General features: G+C 59.9%; 19 protein-coding genes. 5 read left to right on the top strand and 14 right to left on the bottom strand.

The features are described from left to right. Positions 1 to 34: 34 nt before the first annotated feature. The 12 genes from INQ47_RS25115 to tssB form a co-directional block, all read right to left on the bottom strand. Positions 35 to 466 (bottom strand): DcrB-related protein, encoded by a 432-nt coding sequence (locus tag INQ47_RS25115; RefSeq protein WP_198748449.1) that lies wholly within the window; start codon positions 464 to 466, stop codon positions 35 to 37. 46 nt (positions 467 to 512) lie between these two features. Further along, on the bottom strand, positions 513 to 2,498 hold the full coding sequence (locus INQ47_RS25110; protein WP_404702855.1) for a type VI secretion system Vgr family protein: 1,986 nt from the start codon (positions 2,496 to 2,498) through the stop codon (positions 513 to 515). A gap of 77 nt (positions 2,499 to 2,575) precedes the next feature. After that, entirely contained in the window at positions 2,576 to 3,091 is a 516-nt protein-coding gene (locus tag INQ47_RS25105; RefSeq protein ID WP_339444647.1) for an Hcp family type VI secretion system effector, read from the bottom strand. Positions 3,092 to 3,224: 133 nt separating this feature from the next. Next, complete coding sequence (gene icmH / locus INQ47_RS25100; RefSeq protein ID WP_404702854.1) at positions 3,225 to 4,094, bottom strand: type IVB secretion system protein IcmH/DotU; 870 nt, start codon at positions 4,092 to 4,094, stop codon at positions 3,225 to 3,227. 1 nt (position 4,095) lies between these two features. After that, on the bottom strand, positions 4,096 to 5,433 hold the full coding sequence (gene tssK, locus INQ47_RS25095; protein WP_404702853.1) for a type VI secretion system baseplate subunit TssK: 1,338 nt from the start codon (positions 5,431 to 5,433) through the stop codon (positions 4,096 to 4,098). 49 nt (positions 5,434 to 5,482) lie between these two features. Then, positions 5,483 to 6,280, bottom strand: coding sequence for a type VI secretion system lipoprotein TssJ (gene tssJ / locus INQ47_RS25090; RefSeq protein ID WP_404702852.1), 798 nt, complete (start codon positions 6,278 to 6,280; stop codon positions 5,483 to 5,485). Then, on the bottom strand, positions 6,277 to 6,489 hold the full coding sequence (locus INQ47_RS25085) for a hypothetical protein (RefSeq protein WP_404702851.1): 213 nt from the start codon (positions 6,487 to 6,489) through the stop codon (positions 6,277 to 6,279). Before INQ47_RS25085 ends, tssJ begins: the two co-directional genes overlap by 4 nt. Beyond that, positions 6,486 to 7,502: a type VI secretion system baseplate subunit TssG gene (gene tssG, locus INQ47_RS25080; RefSeq protein ID WP_404702850.1), complete on the bottom strand. Its 1,017-nt coding sequence runs from the start codon at positions 7,500 to 7,502 to the stop codon at positions 6,486 to 6,488. The genes INQ47_RS25085 and tssG overlap by 4 nt, the downstream gene beginning before the upstream one ends. After that, a complete protein-coding gene (gene tssF / locus INQ47_RS25075; protein WP_209967115.1) occupies positions 7,466 to 9,232 on the bottom strand; it encodes a type VI secretion system baseplate subunit TssF in 1,767 nt (588 codons plus the stop codon). The genes tssG and tssF overlap by 37 nt, the downstream gene beginning before the upstream one ends. Before the next feature lie 3 nt (positions 9,233 to 9,235). After that, the gene (gene tssE / locus INQ47_RS25070) at positions 9,236 to 9,646 is read right to left on the bottom strand and encodes a type VI secretion system baseplate subunit TssE (protein ID WP_209967112.1); all 411 of its coding nucleotides are present in this window, start codon (positions 9,644 to 9,646) and stop codon (positions 9,236 to 9,238) included. Next, positions 9,643 to 11,130: a type VI secretion system contractile sheath large subunit gene (gene tssC / locus INQ47_RS25065; protein WP_209967110.1), complete on the bottom strand. Its 1,488-nt coding sequence runs from the start codon at positions 11,128 to 11,130 to the stop codon at positions 9,643 to 9,645. Before tssC ends, tssE begins: the two co-directional genes overlap by 4 nt. Before the next feature lie 17 nt (positions 11,131 to 11,147). Further along, positions 11,148 to 11,651 carry a type VI secretion system contractile sheath small subunit gene (gene tssB / locus INQ47_RS25060; protein ID WP_319298840.1) on the bottom strand — a complete coding sequence of 168 codons (504 nt, stop codon included), beginning with the start codon at positions 11,649 to 11,651 and terminating at the stop codon, positions 11,148 to 11,150. A gap of 274 nt (positions 11,652 to 11,925) precedes the next feature. Here tssB and vasI point away from each other — a divergent pair, with 274 nt between their 5' ends. From vasI to tssM, 3 genes are read left to right on the top strand one after another with little or no spacing between them, the layout of a single operon-like run. Then, positions 11,926 to 12,558, top strand: coding sequence for a type VI secretion system-associated protein VasI (gene vasI / locus INQ47_RS25055; RefSeq protein ID WP_209967104.1), 633 nt, complete (start codon positions 11,926 to 11,928; stop codon positions 12,556 to 12,558). After that, on the top strand, positions 12,546 to 14,012 hold the full coding sequence (gene tssA / locus INQ47_RS25050) for a type VI secretion system protein TssA (RefSeq protein WP_252458743.1): 1,467 nt from the start codon (positions 12,546 to 12,548) through the stop codon (positions 14,010 to 14,012). The genes vasI and tssA overlap by 13 nt, the downstream gene beginning before the upstream one ends. Continuing rightward, entirely contained in the window at positions 14,009 to 17,635 is a 3,627-nt protein-coding gene (gene tssM, locus INQ47_RS25045) for a type VI secretion system membrane subunit TssM (RefSeq protein WP_404702849.1), read from the top strand. The genes tssA and tssM overlap by 4 nt, the downstream gene beginning before the upstream one ends. A 133-nt stretch (positions 17,636 to 17,768) precedes the next feature. Here the strand turns inward: tssM and INQ47_RS25040 are convergent, their stop codons facing one another. After that, positions 17,769 to 18,284 carry a DUF4880 domain-containing protein gene (locus INQ47_RS25040; protein WP_404702848.1) on the bottom strand — a complete coding sequence of 172 codons (516 nt, stop codon included), beginning with the start codon at positions 18,282 to 18,284 and terminating at the stop codon, positions 17,769 to 17,771. Between the two features lie 447 nt (positions 18,285 to 18,731). Further along, positions 18,732 to 19,031, bottom strand: coding sequence for a DUF6124 family protein (locus INQ47_RS25035; protein WP_003251328.1), 300 nt, complete (start codon positions 19,029 to 19,031; stop codon positions 18,732 to 18,734). Positions 19,032 to 19,161: 130 nt separating this feature from the next. Between INQ47_RS25035 and INQ47_RS25030 the strand changes: the two genes are divergently transcribed. Further along, positions 19,162 to 19,815, top strand: a complete 654-nt coding sequence (locus INQ47_RS25030; RefSeq protein WP_003251326.1) for a LexA family transcriptional regulator — start codon at positions 19,162 to 19,164, stop codon at positions 19,813 to 19,815. A gap of 65 nt (positions 19,816 to 19,880) precedes the next feature. Further along, the gene (locus INQ47_RS25025; RefSeq protein WP_014755936.1) at positions 19,881 to 20,546 is read left to right on the top strand and encodes a LexA family transcriptional regulator; all 666 of its coding nucleotides are present in this window, start codon (positions 19,881 to 19,883) and stop codon (positions 20,544 to 20,546) included. The last annotated feature ends 256 nt before the right edge of the window (positions 20,547 to 20,802 follow it).

Genomic DNA, 20,802 nt, shown 5'->3' with positions numbered 1-20,802 from the left:
ATCCGAAAGTCCTTGTCCTGGGGCGTGGAGAGGCTCAGGCAAATCGGAGCTCGTCTTTGAGAGCGCGCCAGTGGCTGATATCGTCGTCACTCAAAGGCCCTGGCTTGCTGTAGTTGAGCACCAGCATCCGTTGCTGCCCCGGTATCAGGCAGGCCGCCTGAAGCTGGTAGTGGGGCTTGTCGCCGACCATGAACTGGATGGCCATTTCCCGACTGTCGATGGGATGCTCATTGCTTCCAAGGCGGGTCACTTTCGCGGGCGTAATGGTCAGCGCCTTTGACTTCTTCCGTAATACGTTCAGTTGCTCCTCCAAGGCCTCATCCAGGGTCTTGGTGTTTGCAACAGGGCTGCGAGCAATCACCAACGTGGTTTGTCTGTTGGGGAAGCGCAGCATGTTCAGCGTCAAGTCCTCGGGGGCTTCATCACCCAGATCGAGGATTACATCGTGCGTCAGGTATTGGGTCATCTCGGGTAGTCCTTTTCGAGTTCAGTGCAGGGTGGCTGTGCGAGCGCTAGTCGAAATGCCCATCCACATCAGCCTTGAGTGAGTCACTGTCGCGCCCGTTCGCGCCCGCGCCCGCCGAACCACCCGTTGGGTTGAGGTCGAGCTTTGCCGCCAGGGTGTTGATCTGCCCGGTCTGCTGTGCGGTGAAGTTGAAGGTCTCGCAGGTGATGTTCAGCGTGCCATTGGCGTGCATTTCGATAAGGGTCTTGCCGCACTTGAGGCGCAGCGTGTTGCCCGCTTCGACTTCGTAGTCGCCTGCGATGAGGTCGTTTTTGCCACCCCCCACTTTCACGGTGTCGTTGGCCTTGACCACGCGCAGACGATTGCGGCCAATGGCGACCGATTCGTCCTGGCCAACCTGTTGGGTGCGATCGACGCCCACAGAGAGGGACTGGTTGTGATTGACCAGAGTGTTCTGATCTCTCTGGGCATGGATGAACACTTCCTCCTTGCCCAGCTCATCCTCGAAACGCAGCTCGTTGAAACCTTCCCCCTTGTGGGTCTGGCTCTTGATGGTCATGCGTGTTTTGTGATCGGGCAGGTCGTAAGGCGGCAGTTGGTCACCGCAGTAAGTGCGCCCGGTGATCATCGGCTGGTCGGGGTCGCCGTTGACGTAATGGATGATCACGTCCTGGCCGATCCGAGGGATGGCCATCGAGCCCCAGCTGCCCCCCGCCCAGCCTTGAGACACCCGCAACCAGCACGAACTGAACTCGTTGTTCTGGCTTTCGCGGTCCCAGGGGAAACTGACTTTTACCCGGCCCCATTCATCGCAGTAGATTTCCTCGCCAGGCGGGCCGACGACGGTTGCCATGTGCGGCCCGTCGATTCGCGGTTTTTCCAATGGCGCAGGGCGCCATTCGATCCGACCGGGGACCAGCACTGCGGTCTGCTCGTAGCGCGTGCTTACATCGACGTCGGCGGCTTCTTCCTGCAGGCTGGTGAACTGGTGGCCTTTATGGGTAACCGTGTTCACCCGCCAATGCGCATTGAGGTCGTCACGTGGGTGACCGGTCAGGGTGAAACTGAGCCCCGGTTGCAGGCGCACGTCATCGCCCTGGACCTCGGCAATACGCACATCATGGCGCAGCGCTGTGATGCGGTTTTCAGTGAACGGCTTGCCCACGGCATCGCGTTTGTAGCGGCCTGGGTAATCGAAGTATTCGTACTCTTTGCTCTGGTGCTCCAGGAAGGGCCCGGCGGCTCTGTGCTCCTGGCGGTAGGCCGGGTTGGTAAAGGTGTGGTCGCGCTGCACCTGGCGAGCGGTGCGTACCTGCTCGCTGTAGCGCAAGCGGCGAAGGCAGGGTATGGCTTGATCGCCACCGCTGTTCGCTTGGTACAGGACGCTGTTAGGGTCTACGGGCTCGTCGGCATCAAAGAAGCCCTCGTCGTCCGCCTCGTCCTTGATGGTCCCATGGCTGATCAGCCCGAGTGATTGCAGCCGATCGGTGATGATCAGCTTGTGCAGCTTTTCACTGTGCGCAAAGCGGTAGACAAAGCCTTCTTCAGCCGCCAGGCGGGCGATGAACGCCAAGTCCGTCTCACCGGCCTGAACGCAGAATTCGCGCACCTGATGGTCCATGCTGGCGCGTAGTTCGTACTGGTCGATGCCCTGGCGCTTGAGCATCAGCTCGAGAATTTGCGGAACGGTCTTGTGCTGGAAGATGCGCCAGTTCGAGCGCAGCCTGGCGCGGGCCAGTTGCGGTTCGACCAAGGCGTGATAGTAAGTGCGGTAGAAGCCACTCTCGCCCTGGCTGAAGCTGCTGACAAGGCCGTGCACGTACCGCACCGGGCGTTCTCCGTCCAAGATGGTGAAGAGCACGGGTTTGTCGAGCAAATGGCCGAAGTCGATGTTGTTTTCGAAGCTGATCAGTTTCAGTTCCAGTTCAAAGGGTGCGCTGATGCCCTCTCGGAGTTCGAACGACACCACCTCGAATTCAGCTTTGCCAACGAGAGCCTCAAAGCTGTAGCGCAAATCAGATTGGCTAGGCATAAAAGATCCTTGTCCGCCGTCTGAATCAACACAAAGCCCGGGCGGGCATGGCCGCCTGCCCGGGGCATTTGCACAGGTCAGGCGGCGGGTGCGCGCCAGTCGTCAGAGCCTTCGGTGTTGGCTACATCGTGAGCCCACGTGATCTTTCGATACGCCAGCGATACTTCAACCAGTTGGGTGTAGTTTTCATTGTCTTTGTCGAGTGCGTGGGGAAGCACGGTAATGATGCTGACGATGGTGGCGTCTTCGAGCGTGGTGGTGAAAAAATGCTCTTGTTTGCCTTCCGAGGAGGTGCGATACCAGCTGACCTCGACCGTTGGCAGCATTTCGCCGGTGGCAAGTGCCTGATACATCAGGGGGGTAGCTTTGTTCAGTGAACTGGTGAATATGAAAGGCTTATGCACGCGCTGGCCACTCGGTTGACCGCTCTGGGGGTCAGTGGGCGTAGTCACCTCATGCTTGATTTCCTGAACCAGAATCTGATCTTCATGGCCTTGTTGGAACACGTTGCCGACGGATTCAGCGGTAAATGCATTTTCGGTGATGTTGCCTTGGGTGTGGCCTATGATCTTGATATAAGCGGGTGTTGGCATGGCAGTTACTCCTGCGTCCATGTGGGTAAAGCACGCGCACCACGGGTGGCGTGGCCATCGGGAGCGATGGGCTTGTCAGCGAGGCAAAAACCTCGCTAATTCGTTGCATTCAGTGGTGCTGTGTCACGGTTGGCTATTGCTGCAAAATGCCGTTCAGCGACTCCAGCACCTCGGTTGTGATCAGGTGCAGGCGGTAGCTGTAGATCCCGTAGGCCACCGCCATGGCGATGGCGGAGATGACCAACGGGCTCCACCACGGCCATATCCGGCTCATGCGGAAGTTTTTTGGGGCGACGTTGGTGTAGGGGTCGCAGACCTCTTCTGGCGTAGGGCCGCGCAACTCACGGATGATCCCGTGGAGCTGGTGGATCAGGGCGTTCAGTGACTCATCGCCCTTGGGGGCGATGGCGTACTTGCCCTTCAAGCCCAGGCACAGGGCGAAGTACATGAACTCCAGCACGTCCTGATAGCGCTTGGGCTCCTGCATCAGGCGGGACAGCACGGTGAAGAATTTTTCCCCGCCCCAGGTTTCATCGTGGAAGATGCTGAGCAGCGGCTCGTGGCTCCAGCAGCTGCTTTTGCCCCAGGGCCGATCCATCACTGCTTCATCGATGTACAGGCACAGGCCGTAGGAGTACGCCAACAGCTGGGCGGGCTCATAGCCGTGCTGGCGTATTTCTTCCCGGATGCTGTCGATCTGAATACGTACTTGCTGATGCACATCTTTGATGTTGGGCAGTTCATCGAGCGTGCGCAGGCGCATGACCAGCCCGAACAAGGGCGCTGCGGCATCCAGCATGAGATTGGCGCAGCCACCCCTGAGCTGAAACTCCGGATCCGCGGGGTAGCCCTGATATGCAGGTTCCGGCTTCTGCTCCTGTGCAGATGCAGTGGAAGTTGCAGGTGCGGGTGCGTCGTTGGGCAGCGACTTCTCAAGCATCGAGTGCAAATCCGTATTCGCAACGTGCTGCGCGTCGTTGAGGATAGGGTTACTTTTTTCCATATCATTCACCCCTGATCGCCCAGAACTGCAGTTCAAGCCCTGGGAACTCACCTGCAACGTGGAAGCCGAAGCCGTTGGCCATCTTCATGCAGGCCCAGGCGGGGTCACGGCGGTCCAGTTCGAAGTAGCTGAAGCCCGCATGGAAGGGCAGGTCGCGTGGTGCAACCGGCAGGGGCAGCAGCGGGATGCCCGGCAGTTGCAACGGCACCAGGTCATTCAAGGATTCGAGTGAGGTGACCTTGGCTTTCTGTATGAACATCTGGCGCAACGTCTGCGGCGGCAGGTCGGCGCGCACGGCGACGATGAAATCGGCTTCGTCGATCAGACGCCGGTCTTCCAGCGTGGTTGTCATCACGCCAAAGTCCAGGGTTTCCAGCGGCAGTGACACGGCGCGGGGTTGCAGGACCGTGCTCAGGGCTCGACGGAGCGTGTCCTCCAGGGGCTTGAACGAGGTACGCAGTGCGGTGTGGTGGTAGGCCGGGTATTCCTGCGGCAGCCGGTTCTCGTCGGTGAAGGTGACGAATTCGCCACACGCCTGGCTCATGGACAGGTACAACTGCTCGGGGTGTGTTTGTCCTTGCCTGGCCAGGTGGTTGAAGCATGGCCACCAGCGGTTCATGGCCTGCAGCAGATTGAAGTCACGGATGTCGGCGATACCCGACTGGCCCGAAGCGCCAATGCGGGCGGCAAGATTGCGCGCACGCTCGCGCAGGGTGTTGGTGATTTCTTCAAGGAAACGCTGAAGGGCCGGCACTGCCCGCACCGAAACGCTGGTGGGGTAGAACGTTTCATCCAATTGCAGGCTACCGTCGGGGCGCCGTTCCAGGATACGAGCCACGGCCAGGCGGGTGTAGGCACTGCTGTCATCGGCTTTGCGTTTGAGCTGCAGGTTGGGCACGGCCAGGTCGACCTGCACCAGGTCACCGTCGGCGCTGTGGGTATCCTTGATCTCCTCTGCCTGAGCGTTGTAGCGGAAGTTGGCGGCATTGTCGGGCCAGCTGACTTCACGGCCCCCCTCGGTCCGTAGCGGCAAGCACAGGAATATCTCGCTGTCTTTCGAACCGTCGTCCTCGATTTCCAGGGGTGGCGGCGGAGGCAGATCGGCGGGAATATCGAACACCGTGCCATCGGGCATGATGCCGCGCGCTTTGGTGATGGCGACCTTGCCCAGGCTCAGGTATTCGTTGCTCAACTGCAGTTCGCTGAAGCCGTAGAAGGCCGCGTTGAGGCTGCCAAGGCGTTGATGCAAGGCCGCTTCACTGGCCCGCGCAGCTTGTTGGAAGTGTTGTGGTTTGACGAACAGGCCTTCGGGCCACAGAACGGGGTTACGTGAACTCATGAGCGCTCCGTGTCAGCGTGAGTAAGGGGGATAGGGTGCAGAGGCGCTGTCATTCCTCCTCCTTGAGCAGAATCTGCGCGTCATTGACCAGCACTGAGAGAATGATCTGGTGGCCGCGTGGCGGAATCCGCAACACTTGCTGCCAGGTCGCGTTCTCCTGGTTTCTGTAGTCGCCGATCACCGCGACGAAGCGGGTCTCGGGCTCGATGGGCTCAAACGGTATGAACTTGAACTGGCCTGGGTTCAGCAGGTAATCGTCATCGCGGATGTAGGTACTGCGCAGTGCCTTGGCGGGGTCATCGTCCAGCAGTTGGTACACGCTGTTGCGCAGCAGCGAGTCATCGCGCAGTTGCAGGATCTTGATGGCAATCGGTGTGGCGACAGGCACGCTGGCTTCGGCCTTGCTGCCCGGCAGTGTGAGCACCACCGTGGGGTCGTCATAGCTGCCGGGCGAGCTTTCTTCCATCGGGGAGCGAGCCCATTCGCTTAGGTCCTCTTCGCCGGTTTCCACGGGGGACATGGCGGGGAATTGCGCTTGCAGGTATTCGAACAGGGTCCCGACTTTGTCGGTCAGTGCGTGCGGATCGCCGGCGCTCAAGGTGACTGCGTAGGGGCTGGGTTCCAGGATGCTCTCGGGGATGGCCGCCACGTCGATACTGTTCGGGTTGCCGTTGAGCGTTGGGCTGACGTTGATGCTGAACGCGACTTGGGTTGGGTCGTCCTTGGGCGGCCCGATCGGTAACGAGTGGTCCAGCACCACCTTGGTGGCTCTGCTCAAGGACGTGCAACCTGACAGCTCGACCAGCACGATCAGCAAAGGCGCCATCAAGAAGGCCAGGCGGCTCATGGGCGTTCTCCCGCCGCCAGATGTTGCAGCGGGTTCGCGGTTGATGGCGCCGCATCAGCCAGCGCCTCGAACGCCGCCATGGGGTCTTTGATCACCCAATCGGCCCCGTCACTGCCGATGGTGCCGCCCGTGCGATCGAAGCGATGACGCAGGGTGACGGTGTGCTGCACCTGGTCGAGATTGATGATGCACAAGGTCAATGTGCTCATGAGCGCCCCCGGAAGCGGACAACGGGACTGATCTGGCCATCGCGTTCATCGACAAAGCTGGTCCAGCCCAGGTAGGCGCCTTGGCTGCGGTGCAGGCAGAACGGTGATAGTGCGTTTTGTTTTAGGCGCAGCTCCAGGTCATACGCCAGGCCATCGCGCAGCAGAAAATCAATCAAGGCGCGCAAGCGACCGAAGTTGATGCCGCTGGGCAGCAAGTCATGCAGCTGCGCCTGGTCGAGTTCGCTGATGACGATGGTGAACTTGCTGCTGCGGGTGCGGGTGCGGCTGCCGACCATGAACGTGCTGCCAAGTTCGCCGTTGCTGCGCCCGAGGCTTACAAGCTGTTTGCTTTTGGTGAGGACCGAGCGCGTCTCGAATTCGCGGATCTGCACGTGCGTCAGATCGAAGCAGTGGGCGATGATGCCGGCGACGGTACCCGGTGCGCGGCTGCGGCTGGCGATCACGCCGGCAAAGCTGAGCAGGCGGCTCCAGGGCAGTGTCGTGTCGCCGCGCAGCTGTTTGTCGTTCAGCCCGAGCAGGGCAAACATGTACTGGGAGAACCCGTCGCGCGCACCGGGTTGAAAACGGATGTAATAGCGGTACTTGCGCCAGATTCGGTGCAGCAGGCTGAGCAGGTAGTGGTTGAAGAAGTCGAAGAAGGCCGGCCGCACGCCGACACCCTGGGCATGTTCATAAGCCACTTGCTCCAGGTAATAGGTGGGCAAGGGCGAGTCGGTACCGTGCAGCCCCATGAACGTGGTGCACACGCGATAGCGCTCATACTCCCCAGGCATACGCTCGGCCTTGTACACATCAGCGACGGGAAAGGTCAGGCGCGGGTCGCTGGCCAGCCGCACGCGCAGCCGGGTGGCCTCATCCGCCCAACGCGGTTCCAGGTCGTCCCCGTGCAGGCCATGCAACCGCTCCAGCAACTGGAAGAAGTTGTACTGGTGCGCATTGGCGAGCAGCTTGTCGGCTAGATCAGCGGTTGCTTGCCGGTCTGGATGGGCCATGTGTAGTGCTCGTTGTTGGTGGTGTTGATCACTTCCAGTTGATGGAAGGAATTGATGCTGGCGTACAGGGCGAAGAAGTGCGCGAGCACGCAGCCGAACAGGTAGAGGTCGCCTTCGCAGAGGAAGGCGGTCTGGTCCAGTTTCAGCCGGGTGTGCAGGCCGCGAATGGGTTGCCCCTTGATCAGCCAGTCCATGGGCTGTGTGTGGATCTCGCGAATACCGTCGAGGCGTTTGTGGGTAGTGCGCGCTTGCTGGATGTCGTGCAACGCCGCGAAGTCGTAGGTGCGGATAACCGCCTTGAGCGGCTCGACCGACAGCAGCGACAGGTAGTTGAGCGACATGTTGGATATCAACGCCCACTGCAACTGGCCATCCAGCACGGGCCGGTAGGGGCGGGTGGGGGCGCAGATGTTGGTATAGGTCGCCAGGGGCGGCGTGACTTCGGTGAGGACGTTGATGTCATCCACGCCCAGCGCCAGCGGCAAGTCCCTGTTGGTGCAGGTCAGGTCGATGGATGCAGTTTCAAGCTCGCCTATATAGTTGTTGGCATCGGCGCGCACGAAGGCGATGCGGTGGGTCACGCCATCGCCGCGCAGGGACTCTTCGAGTTGGTAGCGGTAGTAGAGCGCCGTGCGGCCTTGGGCATGCTCGATTTCGTGGGCGAACGATTCGAAAGGGCGAAAAGTCCGCAGGTGCTCCCCGGTGCTTCCGTCAGTGGTCGTTCGGGTGCTGATGACTTCGTCGACACTGAAGATTTCGTAAGCGGACTGCGCCTCGCTTCTGGGCTTCAGCTCTACCTGGGCAGCCTCGCTGGCCAGGTCGATGGGCTCGGCACTGTGCTTGAACAGGTTGACCGCCGGGGTGCAGAACAGGCTGAAATCTTCTGAGCCAACGCGCAGGGGTTCTGGCAGTTGGCGCGTGAAATGCAACTCGATGCCCACCTGCTGGCAGGCTTGTGCCGGCCATAGCTTTTCCAGGCCGGTAATGCTGAAGAAGTGGAAGCGCTTCGGGAACACGAAGTATTCCTGCAGAATCCGGTAGCCATCGAACACGTTTTGCGGGTAGGGCAGCAAGGCCTCCTCAGGGCTGAAACCCGGGAACGCGATGCTGTTGGCCGGTAGCCGGCGCACCTCGCCGTTCATGATCACGCTGACGTGTTTGAGGTATTGAGAGATCCATAGATAAAGCGTCAGAGCGGTGCGGTTGTCGCCGCTCAGGTGGAAGTCCAGACGCGTGCAGCCCAACGTATTCAGTGGCCGTTCGACCAAGGTTTGCAGGCCGATGCGAACCACAGAACTGTCGAGTGTCTGGGTTGCGCTGACGGCGCTGATTTCAAATGGATGAAGGCTCACTCCCGTGCAGGTACGAAACTCGCAGGGCACGCCGTCGACGGGTTTCGAGAACAACCTTGCACCTTTGGGAATGTGCTGTGATTGGCTGAGCGATTGTTTGCGTGGCGAGAATCGGATAATCGTGGCGCTGGGCAACGGGCGCAGGTAGTTGGGCCACAGTATCTGCAGCATGGGGTGGGTGAGTTCTGGCAGGTCATCTTCCAGCTTCAGCCGAAGTTTGGCCGTTAGAAACGCAAAGGCTTCCATCAACCGCTCGACATCGGGGTCGCTGCCCGCCTTGCCTAGCAGCCGGGCAAGCTGGGGGTTGTCCTTGGCGAAGTCGTTTCCCAACTCGTGCAGGTAACGCAGTTCTTCGCTGAATCTGTCCTTCAGTGACATGGGTCACCTCACTCGGGTGTAGCGGTTGTGTCCGTTTACCAGCAACTCCAGCTGCAACTGCTCTGCCTGGTTGTTGACCTGCACCTGGCAGTCGAGCCTGAAATGCAGTTGCAACGGGGCGTGACAATCGGGTACCGCTTTGAGCGCGCGCACGTGGATGCGCGGTTCAAAGCGCTGGAGGGTACGGCGGATATCGGCGCTCACTTGCTGCAGCAGGTCGCCGCTGCTGACGTCATGCCCATTGAAGTCGCGCAGGCCCAGCTCGGGGCTGCTCTGGGAGCAGCCTTGGCGAGCGTTCAGCAACGTTTCGAGGTGGCGCTTGATGGCCGCGAACTTGTGCGAAGCGTTTTCCTGGCGAGACGGCTCCCGGATGGCGGACGGGTCCGCCATCAAGCGATCGAAGAAACCACTCATTGCGTGTCGAGCCGGCCTACCAGGGAAATTTCGAAGTTCGCGCCCATGTACTTGAAGTGCGGGCGCACAGCGAGCGAGACCTGGTACCAGCCCGGATCACCCGCCACGTCCGAGACCTCGACCCTGGCAGCACGCAGCGGCCGACGGCTACGCACATCGGCCGACGGGTTTTCCTGGTCGGCGACGTATTGCTTGATCCATTTGTTGAGTTCGGACTCAAGGTCGCGTCGCTCTTTCCAGCTGCCGATCTGCTCGCGCTGCAACACCTTGATGTAGTGGGCCAGGCGATTGACGATGAACAGGTAGGGCAGTTGGGTGCCGAGCTTGTAGTTGGTCTGTGCCTGCAGGCCTTCGGGTGTCTTGGGGAAGTTTTTCGGCTTCTGCACCGAGTTGGCTGAGAAGAACGCGGCGTTGTCGCTGTCCTTGCGCATGGTCAGGGCGATAAAGCCCTCTTCGGCCAGCTCGAATTCCTTGCGATCGGAAATCAGTACCTCGGTAGGGATCTTGGCCTGCAGCTGGCCCAGCGATTGGTACAGATGCACCGGCAGGTCTTCGACGGCACCACCCGATTGTGGGCCGATGATGTTGGGGCACCAGCGGTAGCGGGCAAAGCTGTCGTTGATGCAGCTGGCCAACAGGAAGGCTGAGCTGCCCCACAGGTAATTGTCGTGCTGGCCGTTGATGTTCTCATCGTAATTGAAGCTGCTGATCGGCTGGTCCTGGTGATGGTAGGCGGAGCGCAGCATGAAGCGCGGCCCGGTCAGCGCGATGTGGCGGGCATCTTCGCTCTCGCGGAACGCGCGCCATTTGGCATGCCTTGGGCCGGCGAAGATGTCTTTGATTTCCTTCAGATTGGGTAGCGCTTCGAAGCTGCTCAGGTTGAAGAACTCTGGGGAGGGTGCCGCAATGAAGGGCGCATGCGACATGGCACCGACCGACGCCATGTAGCTCAACAGCTTGATATCAGGCGAAGAGGGGCCGAAGTTGTAGTTGCCAACCATTGCCGCGACCGGCTCGCCACCGAACTGGCCGTAACCGGCGGTATAGACGTGTTTGTAAATACCACTGCAGGTAATGTCGGCGGCGTTCTCGAAATCATCGAGCAAGTCTTCCTTGCTGACGTGCAAGACTTCGAGCTTGATATTCTCGCGAAAGTCCGTGCGGTCGACCAGAAGTTTGAGGCTGCGCCACGAGGATTCAAGTTGCTGGAACGCGGGTTCATGCAGAATGGCATCCATCTGCTTGCTGAGGACCCGATCCAGCTCGGCAATCATCTGGTCGACGCGGTGTTTGTTGATCAATTGATCTGGGTCATTGTTTTTTAGAATTTCGGCAATGAAGGCGGATACACCCTGCCTGGCCACTTGGTAACCCTCTTGTGTGGGAACCAACTTGGTCTCTGCCATGATCTGGTCGAGCAAGGTGGCATTGCTCAGTGTTTCGGCCTGTGTTTCAACAGTGACAGTTGTGCTTGGCTTTGGCATGGGGACGCTCCGTTGTCTCAGTCTGCTTTTGGCGCTTCAAGCACCAGGTCGAGTTCTTGCGCGAGTTGCTTGCGGGCATGCGCGTCGTTCAGAAGCTGCTGCAGCTGTTTGCGGAAGGTGGGCACGTTGCCCAGCGGGCCTTTCAGGGCAACCAGCGCTTCACGCAACTGCAGCAGCTTGTTCAGCTCGGGCACCTGGCGTGCGATGCGATCTGGGCCGAAGTCCTGGATGGACTTGAATTGCAGGTTGACTGCCAGCTCTGCATCCGGAGTAGCGTCAAGCGCGGAGGGCACCGACATGGCCAGGCTCACATCGGCGTCATTCAACACGTTGTTGAAGGTGTGTTTATCGATGCGCATGACCTGACGGTCTTCGAGGGAGCGGCTGTCATCGAGGCCGAAGTCGCCCAGCACCATCATCTTGTGCGGCAGCTCTACCTCGGCCTGCTCGTCACCGGTGGCGGGCACATATTTGATGTTGATGCGTTCTTTGGGTGCAACGGAGCCTGAGGATTTAGTCATGGTTATATATATTTTCCAGTGTGGGTTTTATATGTAGGACGTTTCCTACAAGTAAGGCTTGCGTGTTAAACATGGGATAAACATGATGCCTGGAATTTGGGTTCTGAGTTGCTTAAAAACCATGCGCTTGATAATTGCCGAGCGTCGAGTTCAAATATGTAACAAAATAATTTCTTGAATAACTGTGAGTTTGTGTACTAGCCTTTTTTTGCTGTTGGGGTGGCCGGGTTAATGCTGGTGTATGTGTGCTATTGAGCGGGAGAGTTAAGGTGAGATGATTATTCGTTATGCAGGTGGCGTCGGACTTTCATTACTGTTTTTGTTCATGCCTGCCTTAACCCGCGCATCACAGGACTGCTCACGGATCGTGTCCAATATCGAGCGCCTGGCGTGTTTCGATCAGGCGGCGGGTACGCCGGGATTCACGCCGCACCGACAGTGGTCAGCGCAGGAGCTGGAGGCGCCCACGGTGCGTCGCGTATTGATCCATGAGACGGGGCGGGCGCCCGAGGACTTGAGGTTTCGCCTCCGTTCTGAAGAAGGCGGACTCATGATCTCTGCACCTGCGATTGCTTCAGTTGCACCGCACCCCTACCTGATCATCAGCTGCGTGCAGAACATCTCGAGGTTGCAACTGGTCACCGCCCAACCCGTCGATGCCAGCCGAGTGCAGGTACGGTTGCTAGGGGAGCGGGGCGCTACTGTACCCACCCCGTGGCAAGTGATGGAAAACGGCCAAGTGCTCGACGCCGGCAGAGGCTTGCCGGGTATCGAGCAGATCAGGCAATTGATCGGGGCCCATCGCATTCACGTAGAGAGCGACAACCCTGCCGTTGATGGACTCGTTTTTGACGCTCAGGGGCTGGACCCGCTTATCGACGAGGCTCGCAAGACATGTCGCTGGTAGCTGAGGTCGAGGCGCAAGAAGTCACACGGTTGCTCGCACCCATCGATACCCAGGTGCCGGCGGGACTGTTCGATGTGGAAGACGAAACCTACCAGGCCATTGACCAGGAGATGGTCAAGCTGGGTGGGCTGCAGGAAGCGTCTATCGACTGGGACTACATCGAGGAGGCATCTGCTCAGTACCTGGAGCGACAGTGCAAGCATCTGCGGATCGTCGCGCACTTGAGCGTTGCGTGGCTGCGCAGTGGCTGTTGGGAGCGCTGGGGGTTTACCTTGGCGTTGCTGGGCGGAATGATCGACAACTATTGGGAAACCGCTCATCCAACGCCTGGCCCGAAAGGCTTCCTGACCAAGCGCAAGATCGTTGGCCTGGTGTTCAATCGCTTGATCGATGCGCTGCCGCGCCTTGATCGTTTCACGTACACCGCGGCTCACGCCGCAGCGGCGAAGCGTGCATTGGCCCGTTTGATGTATCAGCAGGAAACTGCCCAGCTTGACCCGGCTGTTCTGGGGGAGCTGGAGCGCCTGTTGCGCAAACACACGGCGCTTGCCAACGGTATTGGCGAGTGCGATGCGCCCAAGGCCCCGGTGGAGAGCCCGCAACCTGCACCGCTGGCTGATGTCATCGCCACGCCAAAACCACGCATGTCGATCGGTAACGAGCGCGAGACGCGCCGAGCCATGTTGAGCATGGCCGAGCTGATCAACCAGCAGGACCCGTACGACCCGACCGGCTATCAACTGCGTCGCTTCGGCCTGTGGGCCCACATTCAGGCCGCACCGCAAACCCGGCAGGGCAGCCGTACAGAGTTGATGGCAGTACCACGGGATATTGCCAGTGACTACGAGGATGCCATCGCCGGCACCGTAATCGACGCGGCGTTGCTCCAGCGAGTTGAAAAAAGTGTGACGGCTTCTCCCTTCTGGATTCGCGGCAGCTTTCTTGCCGCAACCGCCGCGTCGCGGCTGGCGATGGGCGAAGTGGCTGAGGCCATCCGTGCGGCGACCGCTCGTTTCGTGCTGCGCATGCCAGCGCTGCAGCAGCTGTGCTTCAGCGACGGTCAGGTGTTTGTCGACGACCAATGCCTGGCCTGGCTCAAAGGGGCAGACGGGCAGTCCGAGCAAGCGGCAGCCTCCCAAGAGTTCGCCAGCCTTCGCGAAGAACTGGTCAGCCAGCTGGAAAGCGGCGGCGTAGAACCGGTGTTGCTAAGGCTGCAGGGGATGCAGGCAGATTTTCGAGCTCCTCGCGAGCGCTGTCATACCACCGTCATCGCAGCTGATCTGTTGGCCGCACGAGGCGTGTCCTGGTTAGCCCAGGACCTGTGCGCCGGGGTCGCGCGAACGATGCAGCAAACCACCGCCAGCGACTGGGAGCCCGAGGTATTCCGGCGGCTTCAACAATACGCGTCCTCCCACGTGCTGGCCGATCGGAACAAGGAGCAGGAGCCTCGATGAATCAACTCTGGAAGTACCTCAAACGTTGGGGCTGGCCGCTGATGACCCGTATCGGTCTGGCAATGCCGCTGCTACTTGGGCTTGGCGCTGTGCTGATGCTGGTTGCCATCTGGTGGCTCGGCCCGCAATGGACGTGGCGCGATCAGCAGCCGTTGGCCAGTGTGGTGCATCGTAGTGTGGCCAGCCTGGTGCTCTTGTTGATGGCGCTGTTGTGCTGGCTGGTCGTGTTGAGAACGCGCTTTCGCCGCTTGCAAGCAGAACGTCGGCAGGCAATGGACGCCGAGGCGGACCCGGCGCTACCGTTCGTTCACGCACAAGAGAAGGGGTTGAGCCAAGCACTCGCACGCTACCTGGACAATGCCGGTGGGCGTCGCGCGCTGTACCGATTGCCGTGGTACCTCGTGCTGGGCGCCAGGCAGGCCGGCAAGAGCAGCTTTATTGACTGCACCGACCAAAGTTTCTCGTTGACCCGCATCGATAGGGCCCAGGCACGAGGCCGGCCTGCGAAAGCGCTCGCCTACCCCGTGGGATGGTGGATCAGCAATGATGCGGTGATCATCGACCCGCCCGGTGCCTTTATCAGCCAGAACGGTCCCGTAGATTCGCTGAGCAGTGGCTCCACTGACGCTGAGTCCTCGGTACCGCCTGGAACCCAAGCCAACTTGTGGCAGCATCTGCTGGATTGGCTGCAGCGCAATCGAAGCCAGAGAGCCCTCAACGGCCTGGTGCTGGTTGTCGACCTGCCCGCGCTGCTGCACGGTACCGTCGAGCAACGCACGGCACTTGCCCACCTGCTGCGCACACGTCTTTACGAGGTGAGCAGCCAGTTGGGCTCGCGCTTGCCGCTTTATGTCGTGTTGAGCAAATTCGATCTGCTGGACGGCTTCGACCAATTCTACAGCAAGCTTTCGGCCGCCAAGCGCAACAGCCTGTTTGGATTCACGTTCAAGCTGGATGCGGTCGACACCTTCGACGCTTGGCTAGGCGAGTATGGCGAACATTATGATCGGTTGCTGGAGCAGCTGTTCGAGCAGGTGATCGATCAGCTGGACGTGCAGGGTAGCCCTGCGTTGCGTTCACGTCTCTACTCACTGCATAGGCAGTTGCTCGGGTTGCGCCCAATCCTGTTGGGCTTTCTGCGCGAGACCTTGGCAAGTGACCGTTTCACCACCCCGGCGCTGGTGCGCGGTGTGTATTGGTCGTCAGTCGTCCAGCACGGTGACGTGCGCAACGCCTTTGTCCGTGAGGCGGCGCAGCCTTACAAGACCAGCCTCCCCTTGGTTGAGGGCAAGGCGCAGGGCAAGGCGTTGGCCTACTTCATTCAACAGGCCTTTGGACGGGTCATCTACAAAGAGGCCGGCCTTGCCGGCGACAACGTGAGGGTGGCTCGGCGCAAGCGCCAATTGCTGTGGGTGGGTTCTTCTGTAGGCGTTCTGGCCTTCTGCGTCGCCATCGCCAGCTGGCATCGTTACTTCGACATCAATGGCGTCAAGGCCGCCAGCGTGCTGGCCAAGAGTCGGGAGTACAGCCATCACGAAGTGGATCAGCGTCTGGACCCGACCGGGCGCAACTTGCTGGAGCCGCTGGACCAGATCCGCGATGCGGTAGCAGTGTTTGGCGACTACCGCGCTGCGTGGCCGGGTGTTGCTGATCTGGGGCTGTACCAGGGCCGTACCATCGGGCCGACCGTGGATGAGGCGTACCTCAGCTTGTTGTCCAGGCGCTTCTTGCCTGCGTTGGCCAGCGGCGTGATCGAGGCCATGGATGCGGCGCCCCCCGGCAGCGAGCAGCAAATGGCCGCGCTCCGGGTTTACCGTATGCTTGAGGATCGCCGGAACCGCCGAGCGGAATGGGTCGAGGACTGGATGGCGCAACAATGGCAACAGGCCTTCCCCGGCCAGGGGCAGCTGCAACGAGACCTCATGCGGCACCTGAAGTATGCGCTGGCCTACGCGGATACCGACCTGCCGCAGTATCGCCAGCGTGTCAGCCTCGTGCAGCAGACATTGCGTAAGGTGCCGTTGCCACAACGCGTGTATGCGGGCCTGAAGCAGCAGGCCCAGGAACAGTTGCATACCGGTCTGGACCTGCGTCATCAGGTGGGGCCTGCGTTCGATGTCGTTTACCAGCTGTCTTCCGGCTCGAGCCAGGGCGACAATGGTGTTTTGCTGGCGCCAATGCTCACCGCCAAAGGCTTCAAGGAGTACTTTGAACCGCGTAGTCAGCGCTTTACGGAAATGGCCATGATCGACCAGTGGGCACTGGGGGAACGTGCTCAACTGGATTACTCCGATGCCGACCAGGCTGCGCTGAACGAGCGCCTGCGCAACCTGTACAGCGCCGACTACATCGACAGCTGGCGCCGCGCCTTGAACGCATTCTCCGTGGCGGATTTTCGAGACCTGGATCATGGCGTCACGGTCCTTGAACAGTTGGCCGGGCCAGCGGCGCCGTTGCACCGATTGCTGGAGACGGTTCGCGACAACAGTTCGCTGTTATCACCGGTGAATGTTGGCGTGGCGGATGAGGCCCCTTCGCCTGTTTCGGTCAACAGCAAGCCTGAGCAACAACAGGCGCTGGTCATTCAGCGGGCGTTTGCAGGCTTGAGCGCCATGTTGCACGCTGCAGGCGAAAAACCGAGCTACTACGATGAAACCCACGCAGCCATAGCCGCCGTCCACGACTATGCCAAGGCGGTACAGGGTAGCCCAGACCGAGGCAAGGCTGCGCTGCACGCAGTGCATCAACGCTTTTCAATGACCGGGCACGACCCCATCGGCACCTTGCAACGCGTTGCCACTGGCTTGCCGGAGCCAATCAATCATCACGTTAGAAAGGTGGCAGATCAAACGGCGCAAGTGCTGAACGTTGAAGCGCTGCGCGAGCTGGAGCGACGGTGGGATGCTGAGGTCTACAGCTTCTTTCAGCAGCGCCTGGCAGAGCGCTACCCTTTCGTAGTCAGGGCACCCGACGCTGCGCTGGAAGATTTTGAAGCGTTCTTCGGGCCGAATGGGCGACTGCAGCAGTTCCAGGATCAATACCTGAAGCTTTTCCTCAAGGACAATCTGGAAGCCTTGCAGGATGGTTTGCAGGGGCGATCCCTGATCCGTACCGATGTGATCGAGCAGCTGGAACGGGCCGATCGCATCCGCGAAACGTTCTTTGATCAGCGCGGTAACCTCAGCGTGCAGTTCAGTATCGAGCCGTTGGGGCTTAGTGCAAATCAACGCACCAGCCTGCTGGATCTGGATGGCCAGCTGATTTCCTACACCCACGGCCCAAGCCAGATCACCGGTATTGTCTGGCCCAATACCTTGGGGCAACACGTGCGCAGCAACCTGACCCTGCTCAGGCAGAATGGCAATAGCAGCAGCCTGGAGTATCGAGGGCCTTGGTCGATGTTTCGCCTGCTGAGCCGCGGTGCGCTCAATGGGCGTACGGCAACCAGCGTGGACCTGAGCTTCAAAACAGGTGATGGTGTGATGCGCTACCGGCTGAACGCGGAAAAGGCCTTCAACCCAATTACTCAACAACCGTTCAAAGGTTTTCGGTTGCCCCGAGGGTTGTTGCAACAGCCAGTCAGGGTGGCGTTGGCCGAACAGGCGGATGTGCCTGTCATGTAAGCAGGAGGCGGTGCAAAACGAAGAGCGAGCCCTGGCACTGCATTGCTGTACCCAGGCTATCGAGCAACTGAAGTCAGGCATGGGCAGGGTGCATGCTCAGGGGCAGGGACGTACAGGCATGCTGAAGCGCTGATCAAGCCCAGAACCCAACCAGTACCAACGCCGCCACACCCAGCCCGACCGCAACCGAGCAGCCGCCCAGCGACAGCGCCGCCCGGCCTTGCCGATACCAGCCGTCATGGCCCAATTGCCGTGCCGGCGCCAGCAGGCTGCGCCACCGCAGTTCCGTATCGTGAAACGCCTGCAAGTTCGCCGTATCGGCATCCAGCCAGCGGCGGAAGTCGATACGCTCGCATGCTGTCACCTGCGGGCTCTGCAAGCGCACATACCATTGCCCGGCCACGCTCGTCAGCACATCCCGGCGCGAGCGGCCAGCCTGCAGCGCCTGGCCCATGTTGCGCTCGATACTCGCCAGTGGCAGGTCAAGGCGCACAGCAATGCTTGCGAAGTCCAGCTGATCGAGGCGGTTGAGCAGGAATACTTGCTGTACGCGCCGTGGTAGCCGCTGCAGTGCATGCAGCAGGGCGTCGTCGGCATCATGCTCGGCAGCAGGAGTGGGGTGTTCAAGGGGCAGCAGCAGACGGGTCATGGACAGCTCCTTGCTCTATAAAGGGGAGGAGGGGGCATCTTCCGTGATGCGTGATCAGCGTAGATTAAACGAGATTGATTCTCAAGTGCTGATTCCGCAAAGTTTTGTAACGAGCGTTCACGCCCTGAAACACCTTTGTTATCATGCGCGCCATTACGATCTTCATTAGCCTGAAGAGCCAAAAAAAAGACCCGGCAAAAAGCCGGGTCAAAAACCGTGATTAGCCTGATGAGGAGATAATCTGAGAGCGACCTAAGCTTTCAGGTTATCCAGCAGATCTCGCGATCAGCTGAGTGCAATAATAATCGTTATCATTTGGCAGTCAAATGAATTTTCGCTAATTCGGTAAAAAAATTTTACCGATGCGCTCCCTTGTCCCGGCAATCGGGGCATTTGCCGTTACCTGGCTATCACGTTCTCTCCCTTCTTTCTTGTCTGTAAACCCGGTCACTCGGTGCGTTTGTGTTCCAGCAGTGCGCGAGCCATGTCCATCATGTGCATCAACGCGAAGGTCAGTTCGCGCTGGCTGCCGTGCTGGTGTGTAGCGGTTTCCTGGGCGGTGGCCGCAGCGCAGCGCAGCAGGGCGATGGCGTGTTCCTGGGCCTGGTCGCCGGTTACGCCCTCGTGCAGGGTCCAGATCCTGTTGTCCAGGGTAGGCCGTGGCGGGTTGGGGTTGAGGTAGTAGTCGAGCGCGCGGCGTGCGGCTTCGCTGTCGAGATCTGTTTCGTCGTTTTTCGATGGTTTCATGGCAATACCTGCTGATTTCCCTTCAAGCACACTGGAATCACAGAATAGGTCAAGCTGTACTATGTAGTGCCAAATAAATAATTCAGATTGTGTATTGCAGCGGTTAATACAGTCCGTATTGTTGCCGCTCATGGAAAACTGGAACGCATTTCTCAAGCGCTACAAGCGCGAACATAACCTCAGTCAGCTCCAACTGGCCGAGCGCCTGGGCATGACGCAGGGGGGCGTGGGGCATTGGCTGCGTGGCACGCGTCGGCCGACGCTGGAAACCATCAATGAAAAGCTGGAGAAGCTTGGGCTGGTGTTTCTGGAAGCCCAGGTCATGGTGGTCGAGCGCGACATCGTGCGTGAAGCGCAAGGGCTCTATACGGCCGAGCAGCCGGTTTCAGCCGAGGCGCTGCTCTATGCCAGCTTCCGCTTCCCGGTGCTGAGTTGGGCTGACCTGCAGGGGCCATTGCCTGAAACGAGCACGTCCCATGAGCAGACGGACTATATGCCCGCCGGCAATGCGTTCTGGCTGGTGGTGGAAAACGACTCGATGAACGCGGCCAGTGGCAAGAGCGTGCCCGAGGGCATGCGCGTGCTGGTGGATACCGGGCTGGAGGCACAGCCCGGCAGGTTGGTCATTGCACGGCAGCCGGGGCGCCCGGCGGTATTGCGGCAGTTGGTCGAAGAGGGTGGAGACAAGATGCTCAGGCCACTGAATACGCGCTATCCGACGGTTTTGTGTGAAGAAGGCTGCGCGTTTCTGGGAGTGGTGGTGCGGGTACATGGGGCCTTCTAGGCTGCCGGGTTGCTGCGAAGCTGTGTCACGCCACAAGGCCGCTATACGTGAGGGGCATGCCAGCCATGAACATGGATAAGTGGATTGCCCTCGTTCGCGACCGGATGGAGGAATTAGGGCTTACCCAAGAGCAGCTTGCCGAGCGCGTAGGCGTGTCGCAAGGCAGTGTAGGACATTGGGTGAACAAGCGGCGCCAACCGAAGCTCGAGTCGATGAACCGCACTTTGGTTGAGATTGGCATGCCCCACTACTGCGTCCGCTTGCAATTGCGTATTCACGGGCAGGCTGATGGCGAACGTTGTGTTTCTGGGGTGGATGACGATGATGACGAACCCGACCTCATGCGATACATCGTTTGCTTCCGTTACCCGGTGCTGGGTTGGAGTGAGTTAGAGGCTGCAACGGCTGTAGAGCCTGCTGTTTTCGAGCAGACTGACTACCTGGCACAGGGCAAGGCGTTCTGGCTAACCGTGGAAAACGATGCCATGAGCGCTGTCAGTGGCCGCAGTGTGCCGCAGGGCATGCGGATGCTGGTGGACCCGGGTGTAGAGGCTGAGGCGGGGCGTTTGGTTATCGCTCGTCAGCCGGGCAAGCCGGCAATTTTCCGCGAGCTGGCCGAGGAAGGTGGGCAGCGTTATCTGAAGGCATTGAACAGTAACTACCCGGCGCTGTTGTGTGAAGAGGGTTGCGAATTTCTTGGGGTGGTCGTGCGGGTGCATGGGGCCTTTTGAAGGGGTTTGAGTAGCGGCGGCAACGGTGAACGGCGGGTGGAAATTGACCAGCAGGGCCGGCCCTTTCGCGGGTGAACCCGCTCCTACACGCGGCCTGTGCCCAATCACCGATGTGTGTCCACCCCCGATAGGTGTAATCGATGGACTCGCCCCCGCCGAGGCATCACAGTGCCACGGTGGTGTTCGAAGAAGCCAACGGCAGCGAGGGCGAGACCATGAAAAAGCATAGTTCGAAACACGATTCCCTGTCTTCCAC

The organism is Pseudomonas sp. 3HC3, from assembly GCF_044904505.1.
Lineage (GTDB): Bacteria > Pseudomonadota > Gammaproteobacteria > Pseudomonadales > Pseudomonadaceae > Aquipseudomonas > Aquipseudomonas putida_Y.
The sequence above is the reverse complement of the archived record's forward strand: the minus strand, read 5'-3'. Positions and strand labels throughout refer to the sequence as shown.